23 protein-coding genes are annotated in these 20,135 nt (G+C 69.3%); 4 read left to right on the top strand and 19 right to left on the bottom strand.

Annotated features, from left to right (window positions below; all coding sequences use genetic code 11):
• Window positions 1-95: 95 nt before the first annotated feature.
• From rpsQ to rpsJ, 11 genes are all read right to left on the bottom strand, one after another.
• Window positions 96-392 (bottom strand): 30S ribosomal protein S17, encoded by a 297-nt coding sequence (gene rpsQ, locus FDO65_RS14175; RefSeq protein WP_137450328.1) that lies wholly within the window; start codon window positions 390-392, stop codon window positions 96-98.
• Window positions 389-643, bottom strand: a complete 255-nt coding sequence (gene rpmC, locus FDO65_RS14170; RefSeq protein WP_137450327.1) for a 50S ribosomal protein L29 — start codon at window positions 641-643, stop codon at window positions 389-391. Before rpmC ends, rpsQ begins: the two co-directional genes overlap by 4 nt.
• The gene (rplP, locus tag FDO65_RS14165; RefSeq protein WP_137450326.1) at window positions 643-1,062 is read right to left on the bottom strand and encodes a 50S ribosomal protein L16; all 420 of its coding nucleotides are present in this window, start codon (window positions 1,060-1,062) and stop codon (window positions 643-645) included. Before rplP ends, rpmC begins: the two co-directional genes overlap by 1 nt.
• Window positions 1,063-1,065: 3 nt before the next feature.
• Window positions 1,066-1,899 carry a 30S ribosomal protein S3 gene (gene rpsC, locus FDO65_RS14160; protein ID WP_137450325.1) on the bottom strand — a complete coding sequence of 278 codons (834 nt, stop codon included), beginning with the start codon at window positions 1,897-1,899 and terminating at the stop codon, window positions 1,066-1,068.
• Complete coding sequence (gene rplV, locus FDO65_RS14155; protein WP_137450324.1) at window positions 1,899-2,321, bottom strand: 50S ribosomal protein L22; 423 nt, start codon at window positions 2,319-2,321, stop codon at window positions 1,899-1,901. The genes rpsC and rplV overlap by 1 nt, the downstream gene beginning before the upstream one ends.
• A 49-nt stretch (window positions 2,322-2,370) precedes the next feature.
• On the bottom strand, window positions 2,371-2,652 hold the full coding sequence (gene rpsS, locus FDO65_RS14150) for a 30S ribosomal protein S19 (RefSeq protein ID WP_137450323.1): 282 nt from the start codon (window positions 2,650-2,652) through the stop codon (window positions 2,371-2,373).
• A 6-nt stretch (window positions 2,653-2,658) separates the two neighbouring features.
• Complete coding sequence (gene rplB, locus FDO65_RS14145) at window positions 2,659-3,498, bottom strand: 50S ribosomal protein L2 (protein WP_137450322.1); 840 nt, start codon at window positions 3,496-3,498, stop codon at window positions 2,659-2,661.
• A gap of 22 nt (window positions 3,499-3,520) precedes the next feature.
• Window positions 3,521-3,817, bottom strand: coding sequence for a 50S ribosomal protein L23 (gene rplW, locus FDO65_RS14140; protein ID WP_137450321.1), 297 nt, complete (start codon window positions 3,815-3,817; stop codon window positions 3,521-3,523).
• Window positions 3,814-4,539, bottom strand: a complete 726-nt coding sequence (gene rplD / locus FDO65_RS14135) for a 50S ribosomal protein L4 (RefSeq protein WP_137450320.1) — start codon at window positions 4,537-4,539, stop codon at window positions 3,814-3,816. Before rplD ends, rplW begins: the two co-directional genes overlap by 4 nt.
• Window positions 4,539-5,198: a 50S ribosomal protein L3 gene (gene rplC / locus FDO65_RS14130; protein WP_137450319.1), complete on the bottom strand. Its 660-nt coding sequence runs from the start codon at window positions 5,196-5,198 to the stop codon at window positions 4,539-4,541. The genes rplD and rplC overlap by 1 nt, the downstream gene beginning before the upstream one ends.
• A 100-nt stretch (window positions 5,199-5,298) precedes the next feature.
• Window positions 5,299-5,604, bottom strand: coding sequence for a 30S ribosomal protein S10 (gene rpsJ, locus FDO65_RS14125; RefSeq protein WP_003938093.1), 306 nt, complete (start codon window positions 5,602-5,604; stop codon window positions 5,299-5,301).
• Between the two features lie 684 nt (window positions 5,605-6,288).
• Between rpsJ and FDO65_RS14120 the strand changes: the two genes are divergently transcribed.
• Window positions 6,289-6,957, top strand: coding sequence for a hypothetical protein (locus tag FDO65_RS14120; protein WP_137450318.1), 669 nt, complete (start codon window positions 6,289-6,291; stop codon window positions 6,955-6,957).
• 27 nt (window positions 6,958-6,984) lie between these two features.
• Here the strand turns inward: FDO65_RS14120 and FDO65_RS14115 are convergent, their stop codons facing one another.
• The 8 genes from FDO65_RS14115 to FDO65_RS14080 form a co-directional block, all read right to left on the bottom strand.
• The gene (locus FDO65_RS14115; RefSeq protein WP_137450317.1) at window positions 6,985-7,788 is read right to left on the bottom strand and encodes an ABC transporter permease; all 804 of its coding nucleotides are present in this window, start codon (window positions 7,786-7,788) and stop codon (window positions 6,985-6,987) included.
• Complete coding sequence (locus FDO65_RS14110; RefSeq protein ID WP_137450316.1) at window positions 7,785-8,933, bottom strand: ATP-binding cassette domain-containing protein; 1,149 nt, start codon at window positions 8,931-8,933, stop codon at window positions 7,785-7,787. Before FDO65_RS14110 ends, FDO65_RS14115 begins: the two co-directional genes overlap by 4 nt.
• 92 nt (window positions 8,934-9,025) lie before the next feature.
• Window positions 9,026-10,123 carry a DUF808 domain-containing protein gene (locus tag FDO65_RS14105; RefSeq protein WP_137450315.1) on the bottom strand — a complete coding sequence of 366 codons (1,098 nt, stop codon included), beginning with the start codon at window positions 10,121-10,123 and terminating at the stop codon, window positions 9,026-9,028.
• Between the two features lie 115 nt (window positions 10,124-10,238).
• Window positions 10,239-11,429, bottom strand: a complete 1,191-nt coding sequence (tuf, locus tag FDO65_RS14100) for an elongation factor Tu (protein WP_137450314.1) — start codon at window positions 11,427-11,429, stop codon at window positions 10,239-10,241.
• A 180-nt stretch (window positions 11,430-11,609) separates the two neighbouring features.
• On the bottom strand, window positions 11,610-13,706 hold the full coding sequence (gene fusA / locus FDO65_RS14095; protein WP_137450313.1) for an elongation factor G: 2,097 nt from the start codon (window positions 13,704-13,706) through the stop codon (window positions 11,610-11,612).
• A gap of 176 nt (window positions 13,707-13,882) precedes the next feature.
• The gene (gene rpsG, locus FDO65_RS14090; protein WP_137450312.1) at window positions 13,883-14,353 is read right to left on the bottom strand and encodes a 30S ribosomal protein S7; all 471 of its coding nucleotides are present in this window, start codon (window positions 14,351-14,353) and stop codon (window positions 13,883-13,885) included.
• A gap of 1 nt (window position 14,354) precedes the next feature.
• Complete coding sequence (rpsL, locus tag FDO65_RS14085) at window positions 14,355-14,729, bottom strand: 30S ribosomal protein S12 (RefSeq protein ID WP_137450311.1); 375 nt, start codon at window positions 14,727-14,729, stop codon at window positions 14,355-14,357.
• A 566-nt stretch (window positions 14,730-15,295) separates the two neighbouring features.
• Window positions 15,296-16,453, bottom strand: a complete 1,158-nt coding sequence (locus FDO65_RS14080) for a metallophosphoesterase (protein WP_166442190.1) — start codon at window positions 16,451-16,453, stop codon at window positions 15,296-15,298.
• 185 nt (window positions 16,454-16,638) lie between these two features.
• Here FDO65_RS14080 and FDO65_RS14075 point away from each other — a divergent pair, with 185 nt between their 5' ends.
• The 3 genes from FDO65_RS14075 to egtC are packed head-to-tail and all read left to right on the top strand — an operon-like array spanning window position 16,639 to window position 20,086.
• Window positions 16,639-17,967: a glutamate-cysteine ligase family protein gene (locus FDO65_RS14075; RefSeq protein WP_137450309.1), complete on the top strand. Its 1,329-nt coding sequence runs from the start codon at window positions 16,639-16,641 to the stop codon at window positions 17,965-17,967.
• The gene (gene egtB / locus FDO65_RS14070; RefSeq protein WP_240757618.1) at window positions 17,964-19,346 is read left to right on the top strand and encodes an ergothioneine biosynthesis protein EgtB; all 1,383 of its coding nucleotides are present in this window, start codon (window positions 17,964-17,966) and stop codon (window positions 19,344-19,346) included. The genes FDO65_RS14075 and egtB overlap by 4 nt, the downstream gene beginning before the upstream one ends.
• Window positions 19,347-19,348: 2 nt before the next feature.
• Window positions 19,349-20,086 (top strand): ergothioneine biosynthesis protein EgtC, encoded by a 738-nt coding sequence (gene egtC, locus FDO65_RS14065; RefSeq protein ID WP_137450308.1) that lies wholly within the window; start codon window positions 19,349-19,351, stop codon window positions 20,084-20,086.
• The last annotated feature ends 49 nt before the right edge of the window (window positions 20,087-20,135 follow it).

Raw genomic sequence — 20,135 nt, 5'->3', positions numbered from 1 at the left:
GGTGCCGCGAAAGCCAATCGTCGCAGGTCACACCCCGGGAACGGCAACGGCCCCGGTCCGTGGTGCGGACCGGGGCCGAGCCGTACGTCAGGTGCTTACTGGGCCTTCTCCAGCACCCGCACCAGGCGCCACCGCTTGGTGGCGGACTGCGGGCGGGTCTCGGCGAGCAGGACGCGGTCGCCGATACCGGCAACGCCCTCCTCGTCGTGCGCCTTGACCTTGGTGGTCCGGCGGATGACCTTGGAGTACCGCGGGTGCTTCACCCGGTCCTCCAGCTCGACGACGATGGTCTTCTCCATCTTGTCGGAGACGACCAGGCCCTCGCGCTGCTTGCGCTCGCCACGCGAATCGACGGCCTCGTTCGAGGTTCCAACCTCAGGCTGCTCGCTCACGCGGCACCTCCCTGCTTCGCCAGTTCGTCCGGTCCGACCGACAGGCCGAGCTCGCGCTCGCGCATGACGGTGTAGATGCGGGCGATGTCGTGCTTGACGGTCCGCAGTCGCCGGTTGTTGTCCATCTGTCCGGTCGCCATCTGGAAGCGGAGGTTGAACAGCTCCTCCTTGGCCTCACGCAGGCGGGCGACGAGCTCCTCGCCTCCCAGCTCGCGCAGCTCGTTGGCCTTGCTCACATCGGTGGTTGCCATCAGCTCTCCCCTCCTTCACGGGTGACGATCCGGCACTTCATCGGCAGCTTGTGGATCGCGCGGCGCAGCGCCTCGCGGGCGATCTGCTCGTTCGGGAAGCTCATCTCGAAGACGACCCGACCGGGCTTGACGTTGGCGACCCACCATTCCGGCGAACCCTTGCCGGAACCCATACGGGTCTCGGCCGGCTTCTTGGTGAGCGGACGGTCCGGGTAGATGTTGATCCAGACCTTGCCGCCACGGCGGATGTGCCGGTTGATGGCAATACGAGCGGACTCGATCTGCCGGTTGGTGACGTAGGCGGGCTCGAGAGCCTGGATGCCGTACTCACCGAAGGTGACCGCGGTGCCGCCCGTGGCCAGCCCCGTCCGATGCGGACGGTGCTGCTTCCGGTGCTTGACCTTGCGGGGGATCAACATGTCTCAGACTCCCGTGCCCTCACCCGGGGCAGCCGCGACGGCTTCCGGGTTCTCCTCGACGGCGGCGCGACCGGCCTCGGTGGAGGTCGGCGTCGTGCCCGACGCACCGGAACGACGGCCACCGCGGCCACGATCCGGACGGTCGGCGCCACGATCCCGCTGGCTGCGCTGCTGCGCGGCGGCGTCGGCCGCCCGCTGCTCGGCCAGGGTGCCGCTCTTGTCGCCCTTGTAGATCCACACCTTCACGCCGATGCGACCGAAGGTGGTCTTGGCCTCGAAGAAGCCGTAGTCGATGTCCGCCCGCAGGGTGTGCAGCGGCACACGACCCTCGCGGTAGAACTCCGAACGGCTCATCTCGGCGCCGCCCAGACGACCGGAGCACTGCACCCGGATGCCCTTGACGGCCGGCGAGCGCAGCGCCGACTGCATCGACTTGCGCATCGCGCGACGGAAGCTGACCCGGTTGGACAGCTGCTCGGCGACACCCTGCGCGACCAGCTGGGCATCGGACTCGGGGTTGCGGACCTCGAGGATGTTCAGCTGGACCTGCTTGCCGGTGAGCTTCTCGAGCTGCCCACGGATGCGATCGGCCTCCGCACCACGACGGCCGATGACGATGCCCGGCCGGGCGGTGTGGATGTCGACGCGGACCCGGTCACGGGTGCGCTCGATCTCGACCTTGGCGATGCCGGCGCGCTCCATGCCCTTGCTCATGAGCTTGCGGATCGCGACGTCCTCGGCCACGTAGTCCGCGTACGCCTTGTCTGCGTACCAGCGCGAGTTCCAGTCGGTCGTGATGCCGAGGCGGAACCCGTGCGGGTTGATCTTCTGACCCACTAGCGGGCACTTCCCTTCGCACTCTGCCGACGACCGGTGGACCGGCCCTTGTTCTCGGTGTTCACGGAGACCACCTCGAGCGTGATGTGGCACGTCCGCTTGCGGATCCGGAAGGCACGGCCCTGGGCGCGCGGCTGGAACCGCTTCAGGGTCGGGCCCTCGTCCACGTACGCCGTGTCGATCACCAGGGTCGCCGGGTCCAGGCCGAGGTTGTTCTCGGCGTTGGCCACGGCCGACGCGAGGAGCTTGCCGACCGGCTCGCTGGCCGCCTGCGGGGCGTACTGCAGGATCGCGGCCGCCGAGGCCACGTCGCGGCCGCGGATCAGGTCGACGACCCGGCGGGCCTTCATGGGCGTCATCCGGACGTACTTGGCGCTCGCCCGGGCGCGCGGCAGTACTGCCGCCTCTGCCTTGGCGTTCATCGCTGCGCCTCCTTCTGCTTCTTCTGCATCTTCGTCACGGTCTGATTCCTCAGCCCCGCCGGCTGCGGCGGTCTTCCTTCACGTGACCCTTGAAGGTCCGCGTCGGAGCGAATTCGCCGAGCTTGTGTCCGACCATCGACTCGGTCACGAAGACCGGGACGTGCTTGCGGCCGTCGTGGACGGCGATCGTGTGCCCGAGCATGTCGGGGATGATCGTCGACCGGCGCGACCAGGTCTTGATGACGGCCTTGGAGTTCTTGTCGTTGGCGACGTCCACCTTCTTGAGCAGGTGGTCGTCGACGAACGGGCCCTTCTTCAGGCTGCGTGGCATCGGTTATCAGCGCTTCTTTCCGGACTTGCGACGACGGCGGACGATCAGCTTGTCGCTGGCCTTGTTCGGCCGGCGGGTGCGGCCCTCGGGCTTACCGGCCGGGTTGACCGGGTGACGACCGCCGGACGTCTTGCCCTCGCCACCACCGTGCGGGTGGTCGACCGGGTTCATCGCCACACCACGAACGGTCGGGCGCTTGCCCTTCCAGCGCATGCGGCCGGCCTTGCCCCAGTTGATGTTGGCCTGCTCGGCGTTGCCGACCTCGCCGATGGAGGCGCGGCAACGCACGTCGACGTTGCGGATCTCGCCGGACGGCATACGCAGCTGGGCGTAGGGACCGTCCTTGGCGACCAGCTGCACCTTGGTGCCCGCCGACCGGGCGATCTTCGCGCCGCCGCCGGGGCGGAGCTCGATCGCGTGGATGACCGTGCCGACCGGGATGTTGCGCAGCGGCAGGTTGTTACCCGGCTTGATGTCGGCGCGGGGGCCGGTCTCGACGGTGTCGCCCTGGCTGAGCTTGTTCGGCGCGATGATGTAGCGCTTGTCGCCGTCCGCGAAGTGCAGGAGCGCGATGCGCGCGGTGCGGTTCGGGTCGTATTCGATGTGCGCGACCTTGGCCGGCACACCGTCCTTCTCGGCCCGCTTGAAATCGATCAGCCGGTAGGCACGCTTGTGCCCGCCGCCCTGATGCCGGGTGGTGACCCGACCGTGGACGTTACGGCCGCCCTTGGAGTGCAGCGGACGCAGCAGCGACTTCTCCGGGGTGTCCCGGGTCAGTTCCGCGAAGTCCGCCACGGAGGCGCCACGACGACCGGGGGTCGTCGGCTTGTACTTACGAATACCCATTGTTCTTCGATCCCTTACCGGCTCAGGCGCCCGAGAAGACGTCGATCGGCTTGCTGTCCTTGGCCAGCGTGACGATGGCGCGCTTGGTGGACTTACGACGTCCGAAACCGGAACGGGTGCGCTTGCGCTTGCCCTGCCGGTTGAGCGTGTTGACCGAGTCGACCTTGACCCCGTCGAAGATCTGCTCGATGGCGATCTTCACCTGGGTCTTGTTGGCGTCGGGGCGCACCTCGAAGGTGTAGCTGCCCGACTCCAGCAGTGCGTAGCTCTTTTCCGACACGATCGGACGCAGGATGATGTCCCGCGGATCGGCGATCATTCCCCGGCCTCCTGCTCGGTAGCGGTCTGCTCGGGAGCGGCGTGCCGACCCGGCTTGCTGACGTCCACCGCGGACTCCTCCGCACCGGCGCCCAGCGGGGCCGAACGGTGGACGAACTCGGCGAACGCGTCCTTGGTGAACACCACGTCGTCGCTGATCAGCACGTCGTAGGTGTTCAGCTGGCCGACCGTCAGCAGGTGCACGGTGGGCACGTTGCGCAGGCTCAGCCAACCGGCCTCGTCGTGGTCCGGCAGCACGACCAGGATGTTCCGGGCGGTGCTGACGGCGGCGAGCGCCTTGACGGCGGTGCGGGTCGACGGCTTGTCGCCCTCCACCAGACCGGACAGGACGTGGACGTTGCCGCCACGGGCCCGGTCGGACAGCGCACCGCGCAGGGCGGCGGCCTTCATCTTCTTGGGGGTCCGCTGGCTGTAGTCACGCGGGACCGGCCCGTGGACGACGCCACCGCCGGCGAACTGCGGCGCGCGGGTCGAGCCCTGGCGGGCGCGACCGGTGCCCTTCTGGCGGTACGGCTTCTTGCCGCCGCCGCGGACCTCGCCACGGGTCTTGACCTTGTGGGTGCCCTGTCGAGCGGCGGCCAGCTGAGCGACGACCACCTGGTGCATCAGCGGCACGTTGGCCGTGACGTCGAACAGGTGGGCCGGCAGCTCGACGGTGCCGTCGGAGGCGCCCGCGGGAGTGGTGATGGTGACGGTGCTCATCAGGCGTTCGCTCCGCTCTTCTTGACCGCGGACTTGATGAAGACGACGCCGCCCTTGGGGCCGGGGACCGCACCCTTGATGAGCACGAGGCCGGAGTCGGCGTCCACCGCGTGGACGGTGAGATTCTGCGTGGTGACCTTGTCGTTGCCCATCCGGCCGGCCATCCGCATGCCCTTGAACACGCGGCCCGGGGTGGAACAACCGCCGATGGAACCCGGCGAACGGTGCTTGCGCTGCACGCCGTGACCGGCGCCGAGACCGGCGAAGCCGTGCCGCTTCATGACGCCGGCGTAGCCCTTGCCGCGCGAGGTCCCGGTGACGTCGACGACGACGCCGGCATCGAAGACCTCGGACACGGTCAGCTCCTGGCCGACGGTGTAGCCGGAGACGTCCTCGGTCCGCAGCTCGGCGATGTGCCGGCGCGGCGTGACGCCAGCCTTGGCGAAGTGACCGGCCACCGGCTTGGTGACCTTGCGCGGGTCGATCGCGCCGAACGCGAACTGGACCGCCGTGTAACCGTCGGTCTCGGGAGTGCGGACGGCGGTGACGACGACCGGCCCGGCGGCGACGACGGTGACCGGGACGACCCGGTTCGTTTCGTCGAAGACCTGGGTCATCCCGAGCTTGTGGCCCAGGATCCCCTTGATCGTGTTTGCCATGGTGGAACTACCCATCTCCTCTTGCGATGTCTGTGGACGTTCTCGCTGGGCCGGCGAGCGCACCGTCTCCGGTTGCTGCAGTCGGCCCGCGGATCCCGGACTACTGGATGTTGACGTCCACGGACGCCGGCAGGTCGATGCGCATGAGCGCATCCACGGTCTTCGGGGTCGGATCGAGGATGTCGATCAGCCGCTTGTGCGTCCGCATCTCGAAGTGCTCCCGCGAATCCTTGTACTTGTGCGGCGAACGAATCACGCAGTACACGTTCTTCTCGGTGGGCAGCGGCACCGGGCCGACCACCCGGGCGCCCGTACGGGTCACCGTTTCCACGATCTTGCGCGCCGACGCGTCGATCGCCTCATGGTCGTAGGCCTTGAGCCGGATGCGGATCTTCTGTCCCGCCACGCTTGCCGTCCCTCTCGCTAGTCGCGGGTCACCCCGCGCCATGTCACAGGTCACGGGATGGCCCGTGCCTGAAGTCCTTCATGACGATCCACGCCACCTGCCTCGCAGGCGCCGCCGATCGGACGGATCTCTCCGTCGCCGCTGTTCATCTGTCCGGGTCCACCGGTCCACGCGGTCGGGTGTGTCGCCCTATTTCCGCATGCCTCCGCCCCGGAACCTGGCAGAGGAAAGCCGGCCGCGCTCGTGTGGAGCGCGATCAATTCGGTTGTACTCACCCTGGTTCAGGCCGCAACACAGTACGACCCCGGTCAGGGCAACCCGACAAGTGTGCCAGACGACGGGGGGACTGTTCAACCCGGCGATCTTGATGTGGGCCACTCCACCGACCGGCCCGGCGTGTTGTCCACAACGCCCGCCGGCGGCTGGCGAGCCCGGCCGTCGACTTCCTACCTTCAGCCCGACCGGCAGGCCCGCCCCCCGCGGGCCCCGTCGAACCGGCCGGTCCAGCGAAGGAGACCTCTTGTGCGCCCGTTCCCCGGCCCCCGCCACCCGGCCGACCGTCCTCGCCGCCCGCACCGGGTCCGGACCGGCCGCGCGGCCGCCTCGGCCCTCCTGGGCGGCGCCCTCCTCTCGGCCTGCGCGCCGACCGTTTCCGGTCTGGCGACACCCGGCAGTTCTGTCGAGGTGACATCGGCGTCCCGCGCCGACGACACGCTCACGACCTCGGCGCCGTCGGTGGCCAGCTCGGCCCCGAGCAGCTCCCGCGGCTCGGCCACGACCCGGACCCCCACCACGACGGCCCGCCCGTCCACCCCCGCCTCGTCCGAGGTGCTCGGCGCCGGAACCACGCCCGGATCCGCCCCGGCTCCCGCCGGGTGGTCGATCGTCGCGCCGGCCGGCCTGCAGTCCTGGGACGCGATCCCCGGCGACGACATCTCCTGGGGCTGGCACTCCGGCAACTGCGTCGTCGTGGTGTCGGCCCCGCAGAATCTCCCGGAGATGACCGACGAACGCTTCGCCCGGGCCCACGCGAAGTACAGCTTCACCGCGTTCGCCGCCGAAGTGGACCCGACGATGACGGAAACGGGCGAGGCCCGGGGCCAGGAGACCGATCCCTTGCGGGTCAGCGATCCGACCAGGGTCGAGCCACCCGCGGTCCATCTGCAGCTCAGTGGATTCCGCTTCGAGTTCCCGACCATCGGGGTGACTGACCAGACCTACTCGTTCGTCACGCAGGGCGGCGGCCAGGGTTTCGCGGTGTCCGTCGTCTGCTCCACCGCCGATTTCACCGCCCGCTACGACAGCGAAATCGCCCCGTTCATCAGCGATCTCGGTGTCGACACCGGGATCTAGGCCGGCCTCCGCGCCGGTGTGGTCGGTTCAGCGGGTGGACGTCTTCAGGTACACCCGCACCGCCAGCGGGATGAAGACCAGGAGGAAGCCGACGAGCCAGATCAGTGTGTACGTCACCGGGTTCTGCAGGGACCAGACGTCGGGCACCGGAAGGCCCGGGGCGGTGTTGCCGAACAGGTTGCGGGTGGCCTGCACCAGGGACGAGATGGGGTTCCAGTCGGCGATCGCTTTCAGGACGGCCGGAAAGCCCTGCGTGGGAACGAACGTGTTGGCGATGAACGTCAGCGGGAAGATCACGATGAAACTGGCGTTGTTGAACGCCTCCGGGGTCCGCACCAGCATCCCGAACACCGCCATCAGCCAGGAGATCGCGAACCCGAACAGCAGCAGCAGGACGTATCCCAGGATCGCCTCCCCCACCGAGGACGTGATCCGCCACCCCACGATCAGCCCGGTGATCGACATGACGACGACCGAGATGACGTTGATGAAGATGTCGGCCACCGTCCGCCCGACCAGCACCGCGGACCTGGCCATCGGCAACGACCGGAACCGGTCGATGAGCCCCTTCTGCAGGTCCTCGGCCAGGCTGAGCCCGCTGAAGGACGCCCCGAAGATGATCGTCTGGGCGAAGATGCCGGGCAACAGGAACTCGGCGTAACTGATGCCGTCCAACGGGATGGCGGCCCCGAAGACGTACACGAAGAGCAGGACGAACATGATCGGCGAGAGAATCGCGAAGACGATCAGGTCCGGGACCCGCTTGATCTTCAGCAGGTTCCGCTTGGTGATGGTGAGACCGTCGGAGACGGCGTAGGCCACGGAGCTCATCGGACGTCCTCACTGTCGGTACCACTCGGATGGGCCGAAGCGCGATCGTCGGCGGCGATGTCCTGTCCGGCGGCGTGCCGGCCGGTGCCGACCGGCGAACCGGCGTTCGCGGCCGGTGCGGCCGGGCCGCCGCCATGCCGGCCCTGAGGGCTCGACTGACCGGCGGGCCCTTCGGACCCCTCCCCGGTGCCCTCCACCTCTTCGGCGGGGCGCCCGGTCAGGGTGAGGAACACGTCGTCCAGGTCCGGTCGGCGCAGGCCGAGGTCGACCAGCTCGACCTCGCCGTCCAGTAGCCGGATGGCCTCGGCCAGGCTCTCCACCCCGTTGCGGACGGGGACGATGACCATCCGGACCGCCTCGTCGACGCGGATCTCGCCTCCGTCGGGATCGGCCAGCCCGGCCAGCCGGTTGCGGACGACGTCGATCGAGCTGTGCTGGGCCACGGTGAGCTCCAGACGCTGACCGCCGACCTGGGCCTTCAGCTCGTCTGCGGTGCCGCGCGCGATGACCTTGCCGTGGTCGATGACCACCATGCGGTCAGCCAGCCGATCGGCCTCCTCCAGGTACTGCGTGGTCAGCAGGATGGTGGTGCCGTCGCGGACGAGATCGGCGATGAACGCCCACATGCCCTGCCGGCTGCGGGGATCCAACCCGGTCGTCGGCTCGTCCAGAAACAGCACCTTGGGGTGCGCGATCAGCGAGGCGGCGATGTCGAGGCGACGCCGCATACCTCCGGAGTAGGTCTTCGCGGGGCGGTCGGCCGCATCGACGAGGTCGAAGCGCTCCAGCAGCTCCCGCGCCCGGTCCCGGGACACCGACCGGCCGAGATGGTAGAGCCGCCCGACCATCTCGAGGTTCTCGGTGCCGGTGAGGTACTCGTCGACCGCCGCGTACTGGCCGGTCAGGCCGATCGTCGAGCGGACGGCGTTGGCGTCCCGGACGACGTCCAGACCGGCCACCCGGGCCGAACCGCCGTCCGGCTTGAGCAGGGTGGACAGGATGCGGACGACGGTCGTCTTACCCGCCCCGTTGGGCCCCAGCAGGCCGAGGACGGTTCCCTCCTGCACCTGCAGGTCGACCCCGGCCAGCGCGGTCTTCTCCCCGAAGCGTTTGATCAAGCCGTCGATCTCGATGATGGCGGTCATATCGGTCACGCTAGAACAGACCACCGACAGAGCAATTTCTTATCGGTGACCAGGCATCAGGCGGGGCTTGCGGCCCGGCCCTGACAACGGGCTCACCGGCCGGTGGGGCCGCCGTCCGGCTGCCGCGGCGGCACGGGAGGGTCCAGCGGTGTCGCCGGCTCAGGGTGGTTCGCCCCGGCGGCGTGCGTCGGCTCGGCCGCCGCGGCGTCGGTGGCCGACCCCGCGGAACCGTGTCCGGCCGTAGCGCCGTGTCCCTTCTTGCCGAACGGCAGCAAGTGCATCACCACCACGGCGAGCGCGCCGACAACCGCGCCGAAGACGGCGGAGAAGAACGTGTTGGTGATCCATCCCAGGATGGCCCCGAAACCACCGGTGGCATCGTGGACGGCTTCCTCCAGGTGGTGCACCACCGCATACGGCGCGTGCAGACCCAGCTCGTCCATCCCGACCAGCAGGATGTGCCCGCCGACCCAGAGCATGGCCACCATGCCGACCCAGGACAGCGTGGCCAGCACGATCGGCATGGCCTTGACCAGACCGCGACCGAACGACGGCACGAACTTCCCGGACCGACGGGACAGGGCCAGGCCGGCGTCGTCCATTTTTACGATCAGGCCGACCGCGCCATAGACCAGCGCGGTGATCACGATGGCGACGATGATCAGGATGATCGCCCGGGCGACAATGCCCTCGGAGGCGACCTCGTTCAGCGCGATCACCATGATCTCGGCCGAGAGGATGAAGTCCGTACGGATCGCGGAGGCGACCACCCGCTTCTCGTGGCCCTCCGGGTCCTGAGCGGCCGCCGCGTCCTGGTCCTCCGCGGCCGCGCCGTGGCCGGAAATCTTCTCCCACAGCTTCTCGGCACCCTCGTAGCAGAGGTAGGTGCCGCCGATCATCAGGATCGGGGTCAGCAGAAACGGCGCGAACTGGCTGAGCAGCAGCGCCACCGGCAGGATGATCAGCAGCTTGTTGCGCAGCGATCCCTTGGCGATACGCCAGATGATGGACAGCTCCCGCTCGGGCTTCAGACCCTGGACGTACCGGGGGGTGACCGCCGCGTCGTCGACCACGACACCGGCGGCCTTCACCGAGGCTCGCCCGGCACCCGCCGCGACGTCGTCGAGGGACGACGCGGAGAGCTTGACCAGCGCGGCGACGTCGTCCAGGAGTGCAAAGAGCCCGCTCATGGGTCCATCGTGACATCCTCGGCGGATTCCCACGTCGACCGGGACGGTCCAGGACGACGAAGAGGCCCGCCACGCAGTGCGTGACGGGCCTCTTCGGGACAGCTCAGATCAGCAATTACTTGATGATCTTGATGACGGAACCGGCACCCACGGTGCGGCCACCCTCACGGATGGCGAACCGGAGGCCCTCCTCGATGGCGATCGGCTGGATCAGCTGAACGGTCATCTCGGTGGTGTCGCCCGGCATGACCATCTCGGTGCCCTCGGGCAGCGAGACGACGCCGGTGACGTCCGTGGTACGGAAGAAGAACTGCGGGCGGTAGTTGTTGAAGAACGGGGTGTGACGGCCACCCTCGTCCTTGCCCAGGATGTAGACCTGCGCCTCGAACTCCGTGTGCGGGGTGATCGAGCCCGGCTTGACGACGACCTGGCCACGCTCGACCTCGTCGCGCTTGGTGCCACGCAGCAGCAGACCGGCGTTATCGCCCGCCTGAGCCGAGTCGAGCAGCTTGCGGAACATCTCGATGCCCGTGACCGTGGTCTGGAACGACTTCGGCTTGATGCCGACGATCTCGACGGTCTCGTTGATGTTCAGCGTGCCGCGCTCGATCTTGCCGGTGACGACGGTGCCACGACCGGTGATCGTGAAGACGTCCTCGATCGGCATCAGGAACGGCTTGTCGGTGTCCCGCTGCGGATCCGGGATGGAGGCGTCGACCGCGTCCATGAGCTCCTCGACGGTCTTGACCCACTCCGGGTCACCCTCGAGGGCCTTCAGGCCGGAGGTACGCACGACGGGGGCGTCCTCGTCGAAGTCCTGGCTGGCCAGCAGCTCGCGGACCTCGAGCTCGACGAGCTCCAGGATCTCTTCGTCGTCGACCATGTCGGCCTTGTTCAGGGCGACCAGGATGTAGGGGACGCCGACCTGGCGGGCAAGGAGCACGTGCTCCTTGGTCTGCGGCATCGGGCCGTCGGTGGCCGCCACGACCAGGATCGCGCCGTCCATCTGCGCCGCGCCGGTGATCATGTTCTTGATGTAGTCGGCGTGACCGGGAGCGTCGACGTGGGCGTAGTGCCGCTTGTCGGTCTGGTACTCCTGGTGCGAGATGTTGATGGTGATACCGCGCTGGCGCTCTTCCGGCGCCTTGTCGATCTCGTCGAACGCGGCAGCCTTGTTGACGTCCGGGTACTTGTCGGCCAAGACCTTGGAGATGGCCGCGGTCAGCGTCGTCTTGCCATGGTCAACGTGACCGATGGTGCCGATGTTGACGTGCGGCTTGCTCCGGTCGAACTTCGCCTTCGCCACTGCTGTGTCCTCCTCAGGACTGATTCCGTTGCGCCACGCGACTCCGTTGAGCAGAGACGTCAGGCGTGGTGGATGGATCTGGACCGAACCGTATGGCCCGGACCCGTGACGATGCTGTGACGCACCGTCCCGACTGTGCAGGGTACGGGGGCCGCATCGACCCCCGTACCCCGAGAGGGATTACTCGCCCGTGGCCTTCGCGATGATCTCCTTGGCCACACCGGCCGGGACCTCCGCGTAGGAGTCGAAGACCATCGAGTACGAGGCGCGCCCGGCGGTCTTGGACCGCAGGTCACCGACGTAGCCGAACATCTCCGACAGCGGGACCAGGGCGGTGACGACGCGGGCGCCGGAGCGCTCGGTCATGCCCTGGATCTGGCCGCGACGGGAGTTCAGGTCGCCGATCACGTCGCCCATGTTGTCCTCGGGCGTCACGACCTCGACGTTCATCATCGGCTCGAGCAGAACCGGCTTGGCCATCCGCGCGGCTTCCTTCATGGCGATCGAACCAGCGATCTTGAACGCCATTTCGGAGGAGTCGACCTCGTGGTAGGCACCGTCGATCAGGGTCAGCTTGACCCCGAGCATCGGGTAACCGGCCAGCACGCCGTACTGCAGCGAGTCCTGGGCGCCGGCGTCCACCGAGGGGATGTACTCCTTGGGGATACGACCACCGGTCACCGCGTTGACGAACTCGTACGTCGCACCCTCGGACTCGGCCATGTCCAGCGGCTCGACCGTGATGAGGATCTTCGCGAACTGTCCGGATCCACCCGTCTGCTTCTTGTGGGTGTAGCCGTACTTCTCGACGGTCCCGCGGATGGTCTCGCGGTACGCGACCTGCGGCTTGCCGATGTTGGCCTCGACGTTGAACTCGCGACGCATGCGGTCGACCAGGATGTCCAGGTGGAGCTCGCCCATGCCGGAGATGACCGTCTGACCGGTCTCCTCGTCGTTCTTGACGCGGAAGGTCGGGTCCTCCTCGGCCAGCTTCTGGATGGCCGTGCCCAGCTTCTCCTGGTCGCTCTTGGTCTTCGGCTCGATCGCGACCGAGATGACGGGCTCCGGGAAGCTCATCGACTCCAGCACGATCGGGTTCGCCGGGTCGGCCAGCGTCTCACCGGTGGTGGTCTGCTTCAGACCCATGACCGCGCAGATGTCGCCGGCAGCCACGCTGCTCAGCTCCTCACGCTTGTTCGCGTGCATCTGGTAGATCTTGCCGATCCGCTCCTTGCGGTCCTTGGTCGCGTTCAGCACCTGGGTGCCGGACTGCAAGGTCCCGGAGTAGACGCGGACGAAGGTCAGCTTGCCCAGGTGCGGGTCGGTGGCGACCTTGAACGCTAGGCCGGAGAACGGCTCGGAGGCATCGGGCTTGCGCACGACGACGGTCTCGCCGTCCTGCAGGGTGCCCTCGATCGACGGGACGTCGAGCGGGGACGGCAGGTAGTTCACGACCGCGTCGAGCATGGGCTGGACGCCCTTGTTCTTGAACGCGGAACCGGTGACGACCGGGTTGACCTTGCCGGCGATGGTCGCCCGGCGGATGGCGGCGTTGAGCAGGTCCAGCGGGATCTCCTCGCCGGCCAGGTACAGCTCCATGACGTCGTCATCGGCATCGGCGATGGTCTCGAGGAGCTTCTCGCGCCACTCGGCAGCCTGCTCGGCCAGCTCCGCGGGGATCTCTTCAACCGCGTAGTCCTCACCCTTGACGGTCTCGCCGCGCCAGGTGAGGGCCCGCATCTGCAGCAGGTCGACGACGCCGATGAAGTCGGCCTCGGCCCCGATCGGGATCTGCAGCACCGCCGGGGTGGCCCCGAGGCGCTCGATCATCATGTCGACGCAACGGAAGAAGTTCGCCCCGGTGCGGTCGAGCTTGTTGACGAAGCACATGCGCGGGACGTGGTACTTGTCGGCCTGCCGCCAGACCTGTTCGGTCTGCGGCTCGACCCCGGCCACTCCGTCGTACACCGCGACCGCGCCGTCGAGCACCCGCAGGGACCGCTCCACCTCGACGGTGAAGTCGACGTGCCCGGGGGTGTCGATGATGTTGATCTTGTGACCCTTCCACGACGTCGTCGTGGCGGCGGAGGTGATGGTGATCCCCCGCTCCTGCTCCTGCTCCATCCAGTCCATGACCGCGGCGCCCTCGTGGACCTCGCCGATCTTGTACGTGATGCCGGTGTAGAACAGGATGCGCTCGGTCGTCGTGGTCTTGCCCGCATCGATGTGCGCCATGATCCCGATGTTGCGGACCTTGTCGAGGGCGTTGGATGCCACGGTGGCTTGTTCCTCTTTCCGAGATGGGAGTGGTGCCGGGATCCGGCCGCCGGCCTCTCATGAAGGCCGATCGTGTCGGTGCCGACACGGGGTGCAACGCCGAACGGACGTGCGATGTTCCGTTCGGACGCTGCGGCGCGTCGCCCGGTCGACGGATCGACCGGGCGACTGCGTTCTTACCAGCGGTAGTGCGCGAAGGCCTTGTTCGACTCGGCCATCTTGTGGGTGTCCTCACGACGCTTGACGGAGGCGCCCAGACCGTTGCTCGCGTCGAGCAGCTCGTTCATCAGACGCTCGGTCATCGTCTTCTCGCGACGGGCCTTGGAGTAACCGACCAGCCAGCGCAGGGCCAGGGTGGTGGAACGGCCGGGCTTGACCTCGATCGGCACCTGGTAGGTGGCGCCACCGACTCGCCGGCTCTTGACCTCGAGGGTCGGCTTGACGTTGTCCAGCGCACGCTTGAGCGTGACGACCGGGTCGCCGCCGGTCTTCTCGCGGCAGCCCTCGAGCGCGCCGTAGACGATCGACTGCGCGATGGAGCGCTTGCCGTCCAGCAGCACCTTGTTCACCAGCTGGGTGACCAGCGGCGAGTTGTACACGGGGTCGGCGGTCAGCGGCCGACGCGGAGCGGGTCCCTTGCGGGGCATGTCAGCTCTTCTCCTTCTTCGCGCCGTAACGGCTGCGGGCCTGCTTGCGGTTCTTCACGCCCTGCGTGTCCAGCGAGCCACGGATGATCTTGTAACGGACACCCGGGAGGTCCTTCACCCGACCGCCGCGGACGAGCACGATGGAGTGCTCCTGCAGGTTGTGGCCCTCACCGGGGATGTAGGCGGTGACCTCGACCTGGCTGGTGAGCTTCACACGGGCGACCTTGCGCAGCGCCGAGTTCGGCTTCTTCGGGGTCGTGGTGTAGACGCGGGTGCACACGCCACGCCGCTGGGGGCTGCCCTTGAGGGCGGGGGTCTTCGTCTTGCCGACCTTGTCGGTGCGGCCCTTGCGGACCAACTGCTGGATTGTGGGCATGTGCTGGCGACTTCTTCCTTCGCTGTGTGACCGGTCCGGTCGCTTGCCGGGGTGATGCGTGAACTCTCGGTGTGTTCCAGGTGGTGCGGGCGACGATGCGCCCTCACCAGGGTGGCCGTACTCCGCTCACCCCGGGTTTCCCGGAAGCCACCGACGATCTGCACCGTCGACACCGAACGAAGCTGCACGGACCGGCTGGAGTCGACTGCCGGCGTGAGCGCACGCGACAATCGCCCAGCATGACCGGGCCGATCGACCAGGCTACTCGGGGTGCAGTGGCCTGGCAAATGCGGCGGTCCGTGGCTGAGCTCCCGTCGACCGGCGGCGCCGCGCCGACGGAGTGCCGGAACGGTGGTCGATGGAGCCGGCCCGACTCCCGGGGATCACACGGATCCGTCGGCGGGTCGAGCCACAGCGCTGGGAGGGGTAATTCGGGGACTGCAGGCAGGGCGCCGAGCCGCGTGGAACGCAGCGCGGACATGCATCAGGACCTGCCGGAGCAGGCCCTGCCCCACCATTCTAGCGCCCGGGGAGCCTCCGCGGGCCCGTCGGAACCGACATCGCGCTCAGGCCGGGGTCAGGGTCAGGATGCTCACGTCACTGGGCGCTCCGACCCGCACCGGCGGGCCCCAGAACCCGGCGCCGCGACTGGTCCAGAGCTGGGTGTCGCCCACCCGGCTGAGCCCGGCCAACGAGCCCTGCTGGGCCAGGACGGCGTAGTGGAACGGCCAGATCTGCCCGCCGTGGGTGTGTCCGGCCAGCTGGAGGTCCACCCCGGCCGCGGCCGCCATGTCGACCTGACGCGGCTGATGGGCCATCAGTACGGTCACGTCCCCGTCTTGCCGACCCTGCAGGGCCGCGGTCAGGTCGGCCGGATCACCGAAGTCGGAACCGGTCCAGTCGTTGATGCCGGCGATCCAGAGCCGGGCGTCGCCCCGGGTCACCGGCATCCCGGCGTTGGCCAGCACTGTCAGACCCCGGTCGGCCAGAGCGGCCTCCCAGGCGGGGGCGTCGGAGTAGTACTCGTGATTGCCCGTCGTGAACAGGACTCCGTCCGGCGGGCCGCCGGGCCCGGTCAGTTCACCGATCGGATCGACGGCCGTGGCCAGCTGCTCCGGGACGCCGTCGACCAGGTCGCCGACGAATGTCGCGACGTCGACGTCCTGGGCCGCGATGATGTCGACCACCTCCCGGGTCCGTCCCGCCCCGCTGATCGCCCCCAGGTGTAGGTCGGTGGCCAGGGCGATGCGGTAGCCGTCGAACTCGGCGGGCAGACCGGGTAGCGCGACGGTGGCCTGGACGACCGTGATGGGCGCGAAGGCCTGGGTCACGCCGTAGCCGACGGTGCCGGCGGCCACCACCACCGCAGTGGCGGCGGCGCCACGGGCGTAGGCGCGAGGCCGCGGCGGCGGGGCGTCGCGCCCGCGGGACCGGCGCACGATCAGCAGCACCCCGCGCACGAGCTCGGCCAGGAGCAGGGTCAGCGTCAGGTAGAGGACCATCGCGACCCAGAGGTTGCCGACCACGTGCAGCGCCGTGACCTGCTGCCATGGTCCGGACCGCTGGGTGGCGAAGGCGGTGAGCAGAACGACGAAGAGCAGGGCCAGCACGACCCCGCCGCCGATCCGCCACGACCGGGACGTCCCGGTCGACAGCACCAGCCGCCAGTACAGGTAGAGGTGGGCGAGCAGCAGCAACCCGCCGAAACCGAGTACGAATCCCACTGGCCCATCGTGCCCGGGCACCGCGGGGGCCAATCCCGGCAGCCGGCCGACGCGGACTGAGCGACCTGCGCACACGAAGGGCGGACCCCCGACGAAACCCGCTGTCGGTGACGGGGTGCACAGTGGGTACTCCATAGCTCGTCGGCCCCGGCCGACGCCTGACAGCGGACTCGGAGGAGACCTGGATGCGGTCGGAGGCTGGACTCGGGCTTCTCGAAGGGCCACTGTCCGAAGCGGCGGCCGCCGCTTGGATACCCCGGACCTGTTTCAAGAACGGCCCGCCGGACCACCTCGGTATCGAGATCGAGCAGCTGGTGTCGTCGGCCGACGGCAGCCCCGCCTGCCGCCCGGGTGACCATCTCCCCGAAGACCGCTATCCCGCCCTGCTGGACGATCTGGCCGCCCGCGAATTCTCCGGCCGTATCACCGTCGAGCCCGGCGGCCAGCTGGAACTCAGTTCCGCGCCCGCCCCCGACCTGCCCACCGCCATCGCCCGCACCGCCGCCGACCTGGCCGTGCTGCGGTCCACCGCCCTTCTCCACGGTGCCCGGCTGACCAGCCTGTCCACCGATCCGGATCGCGCACCCCGCCGCCTGCTGCGCACCCCTCGCTACGAGGCGATGGCCGCTTACTACGCGCGCACCGCGGGATGTGCCGTGGCCGGTCCGGCGATGATGTGCTCGAGCGCCTCCATCCAGGCCAACGTCGAAGCGGCGGTGACGGTCTCACCGTCGGGGCGATTTCCGGTGGCCTCCGCCGCGGACCGGTGGGACCTGCTGCACACCATCGGCCCGGCCTTGTCGGCCGCCGTCGCGAATTCCCCACGCCTGCACGGCGTCTCGACCGGATGGCGCAGTGCGCGCCAGTGGATCTGGGACCGCATCGGACCCGGGATACCACCGCGACCGACCGACCGTGACCTGGGCGACTGGTGGGCCGAGCAGGTCCTCGACGCACCGCTCATGGTCGTGCAGCGGCCGGGCCCGGACTGGGGCGCCCCCGCCGGGCTGACCTTCCGGGACTGGATGCGGTGCGGGACCGCCGCCATCGGCGACCGTCCCCCGCCGGACCTGGACGACCTGGCCTACCACCTGACCACCGTCTTCCCGCCGGTACGGCCGCGCGGTCACCTCGAGGTGCGCTACCTGGACGTTCCCCCCGGAGACTGGTGGCCGGTGCCGATCGCGGTGCTCGCCGCACTTCTCGGCGACGCCCGGGCCGCCGACGAGGCCCTGGACGTCTGCTGCGCGACCGTCCATCACTGGGCCCGGGCCGGACGGCTCGGACTCACCGATCCGGAGCTGCGCACGGCCGCCGACCGGCTGCTGGCCATCGCCGCGACCGCCCTCGACCACGAACCGGGCACCCGGTCCCTGGCCCGGCTGGTGGACGACTACCGCACCCGCTGGACAGCGCGCGGACGCTGCCCCGCCGATGACACCGCCACTGCCGCACCGCCTTTCGCGGAGCCCGACCGCCCACGCGCCAGCCACCCGAACGGAGCCCGCCCGTGACGACCATCCCGGCGTCCCCAGTCCCCAGCCGTCCGACGCCTCCCGTCACCGCCACCGGCGACCGGCGCGAGCAGGACGAGCTCAAGCGTCACATCGTCGGCACCCTCGAGCGTGCCCGTGCCCGCACCCAGGCCCTCACCGCCACCGTCGACGACAGCGATTTGGTGCGTCAGCACTCGCCGCTGATGTCGCCGCTGGTCTGGGACCTGGCGCACATCGGCAACCAGGAGGAGCTGTGGCTGCTCCGCGACGTCGGCGGACGCGACCCGATCCTGCCCGAGACCGTCGATCAGCTCTACGACGCGTTCCAGCACGCCCGCTGTGACCGCCCGTCGCTGCCCCTGCTGGATCCGACCCAGTCCCGGCAGTACGTCGTCCAGGTGCGTGAGCGGGTCATCGATCTGCTCGAACGCACCCCGTTGAACGACACCCGGCTGACCCAGGACGGTTTCGTGTTCGGCATGATCGCCCAGCACGAGCAGCAGCACGGCGAGACCATGCTGGCCACCCATCAGCTCCGACGGGGCGAACCCGTCCTCGACGCACCGCCGCCGCCCCGCCCGGCCGGCCCCGTGCGCACCGGCGAGGTGCTCGTGCCCGGCGGCACGTTCCGGATGGGCACTTCGACCCATCCGTGGTCGCTGGACAACGAACGCCCCGCCCACGAGACGACGGTCCCGACCTTCTGGCTGGACACCCACCCGGTGTCCAACGGTCGCTACCTCGACTTCATCGGCGACGGCGGCTACGACGACCCCCGCTGGTGGTCGGCCGCGGGGTGGCAGCACCGGCAGGAGAGCAATCTGTCCGCCCCGCTGTTCTGGCGGCGTGACGGTGACCAATGGCTGCGGCGGCGCTTCGGCCGGGTCGAACCGGTGCCGGTCGACGAGCCCGTCGTGCACGTCAGCTTCCACGAGGCCGACGCCTTCGCTCGGTGGGCCGGCCGCCGCCTGCCCACCGAGCCGGAGTGGGAGTACGCGGCCCGCCACGACCCGGCCACCGGTCGCGACCGGGCCTTCCCGTGGGGCGACGACGAACCCACGCCGGAGCGGGCCAACCTCGGGCAGGCCCATCTGCAACCCGCCCCGATCGGCGCCTACCCCGCCGGCGCGGCCCCCACCGGCGTGCAGCAGCTCATCGGGGACGTCTGGGAGTGGACCGCCAGCGACTTCACCCCGTACCCGGGTTTCGTGGCCTGGCCGTACCGCGAGTACTCCGAGGTCTTCTTCGGGCCGGAGTACAAGGTGTTGCGCGGCGGATCCTTCGCCTCCGACGAGGTGGCCTGTCGCACGACCTTCCGCAACTGGGACTACCCCATCCGTCGGCAGATCTTCGCCGGTTTCCGGACCGCCCGGGACGCCGCTCCGGGCCAGGACTGACCGTGTGCCGCCACCTGGCCTACCTCGGCGCCCCCATCGGCCTGGCCGACCTGCTGGTCGGGCCACCGCACTCGTTGTACCGGCAGTCCTGGGCGCCCCGCCGGCAGACCAGTGGGGTGGTGAACGCCGACGGCTTCGGGGTCGGGTGGTACGTGGAAGGCGACCCCGTCCCGGCCCGGCACCGGGCGGCCGGTCCCATCTGGGCGGACGAGACCTTCGTCGATCTGGCCCGGGTGGTCCGGACCAGTGCGGTCCTCGCCGCGGTCCGCTCGGCCACTCCGGGCATGGCGCCGGGCATCGGCGCCGCCGCCCCCTTCCGCGACGGCACCTGGTTGTTCAGCCACAACGGCGCCGTCTCCGGCTGGCCGCAGGTCGCGTCCCGACTGGCCTGGGGCCTCGATCCCGGGTCGGTGGCCACCGCGGACGCCGCGACCGACTCTGCCCTGCTGTGGGTGCGGCTGCGGGAGCTGTTGCGCTCGGGCAAAGCCCCGGACGCGGCGGTGCAGGAGATCGTCGGGGTGGTGGCCGAGGCCGGGGGCGGGACGGTCAACCTGCTGCTCACCGACGGGCACCGCATCGTCGCGTCCGCCGTCGGTGCCAGCCTGAGCTGGCGCGCTGACGACCACGGTGTCGTCGTCGCCTCCGAACCCTTCGACGACGGGCCCGGCTGGTCCGACGTCCCCGACGGGAGCCTGCTGACGGCCACCGTCGACGGCGTCGACGTGCGGGCACTGGCGTAACGCCGAACCGGGCCCCCCGTCCGCACCGGCGTTCCCTTCCGCACGTCGC

Origin of the sequence: Nakamurella flava, assembly GCF_005298075.1 — a bacterium.
In the GTDB taxonomy this organism is placed as follows: Bacteria; Actinomycetota; Actinomycetes; order Mycobacteriales; family Nakamurellaceae; genus Nakamurella; species Nakamurella flava.
Note: the sequence above shows the minus strand (reverse complement) of the source record. Positions and strands in the feature narration are given on the sequence as shown.

Excerpts from the sequence above, each read along its gene's own strand:
- rplC (WP_137450319.1), bottom strand. The coding sequence starts at position 5,198 with ATGGCAAACACGATCAAGGGGATCCTGGGCCACAAGCTCGGGATGACC.
- rpsG (WP_137450312.1), bottom strand. The coding sequence starts at position 14,353 with ATGCCCCGCAAGGGACCCGCTCCGCGTCGGCCGCTGACCGCCGACCCC.
- FDO65_RS14115 (WP_137450317.1), bottom strand. The coding sequence starts at position 7,788 with ATGAGCTCCGTGGCCTACGCCGTCTCCGACGGTCTCACCATCACCAAG.
- rplP (WP_137450326.1), bottom strand. The coding sequence starts at position 1,062 with ATGTTGATCCCCCGCAAGGTCAAGCACCGGAAGCAGCACCGTCCGCAT.
- FDO65_RS14075 (WP_137450309.1), top strand. The coding sequence starts at position 16,639 with ATGCGGTCGGAGGCTGGACTCGGGCTTCTCGAAGGGCCACTGTCCGAA.
- rplW (WP_137450321.1), bottom strand. The coding sequence starts at position 3,817 with ATGATCGCCGATCCGCGGGACATCATCCTGCGTCCGATCGTGTCGGAA.
- rpsL (WP_137450311.1), bottom strand. The coding sequence starts at position 14,729 with ATGCCCACAATCCAGCAGTTGGTCCGCAAGGGCCGCACCGACAAGGTC.
- rplV (WP_137450324.1), bottom strand. The coding sequence starts at position 2,321 with ATGAACGCCAAGGCAGAGGCGGCAGTACTGCCGCGCGCCCGGGCGAGC.
- rpmC (WP_137450327.1), bottom strand. The coding sequence starts at position 643 with ATGGCAACCACCGATGTGAGCAAGGCCAACGAGCTGCGCGAGCTGGGA.
- FDO65_RS14105 (WP_137450315.1), bottom strand. The coding sequence starts at position 10,123 with ATGAGCGGGCTCTTTGCACTCCTGGACGACGTCGCCGCGCTGGTCAAG.
- FDO65_RS14110 (WP_137450316.1), bottom strand. The coding sequence starts at position 8,933 with ATGACCGCCATCATCGAGATCGACGGCTTGATCAAACGCTTCGGGGAG.
- rplD (WP_137450320.1), bottom strand. The coding sequence starts at position 4,539 with ATGAGCACCGTCACCATCACCACTCCCGCGGGCGCCTCCGACGGCACC.
- rplB (WP_137450322.1), bottom strand. The coding sequence starts at position 3,498 with ATGGGTATTCGTAAGTACAAGCCGACGACCCCCGGTCGTCGTGGCGCC.
- rpsS (WP_137450323.1), bottom strand. The coding sequence starts at position 2,652 with ATGCCACGCAGCCTGAAGAAGGGCCCGTTCGTCGACGACCACCTGCTC.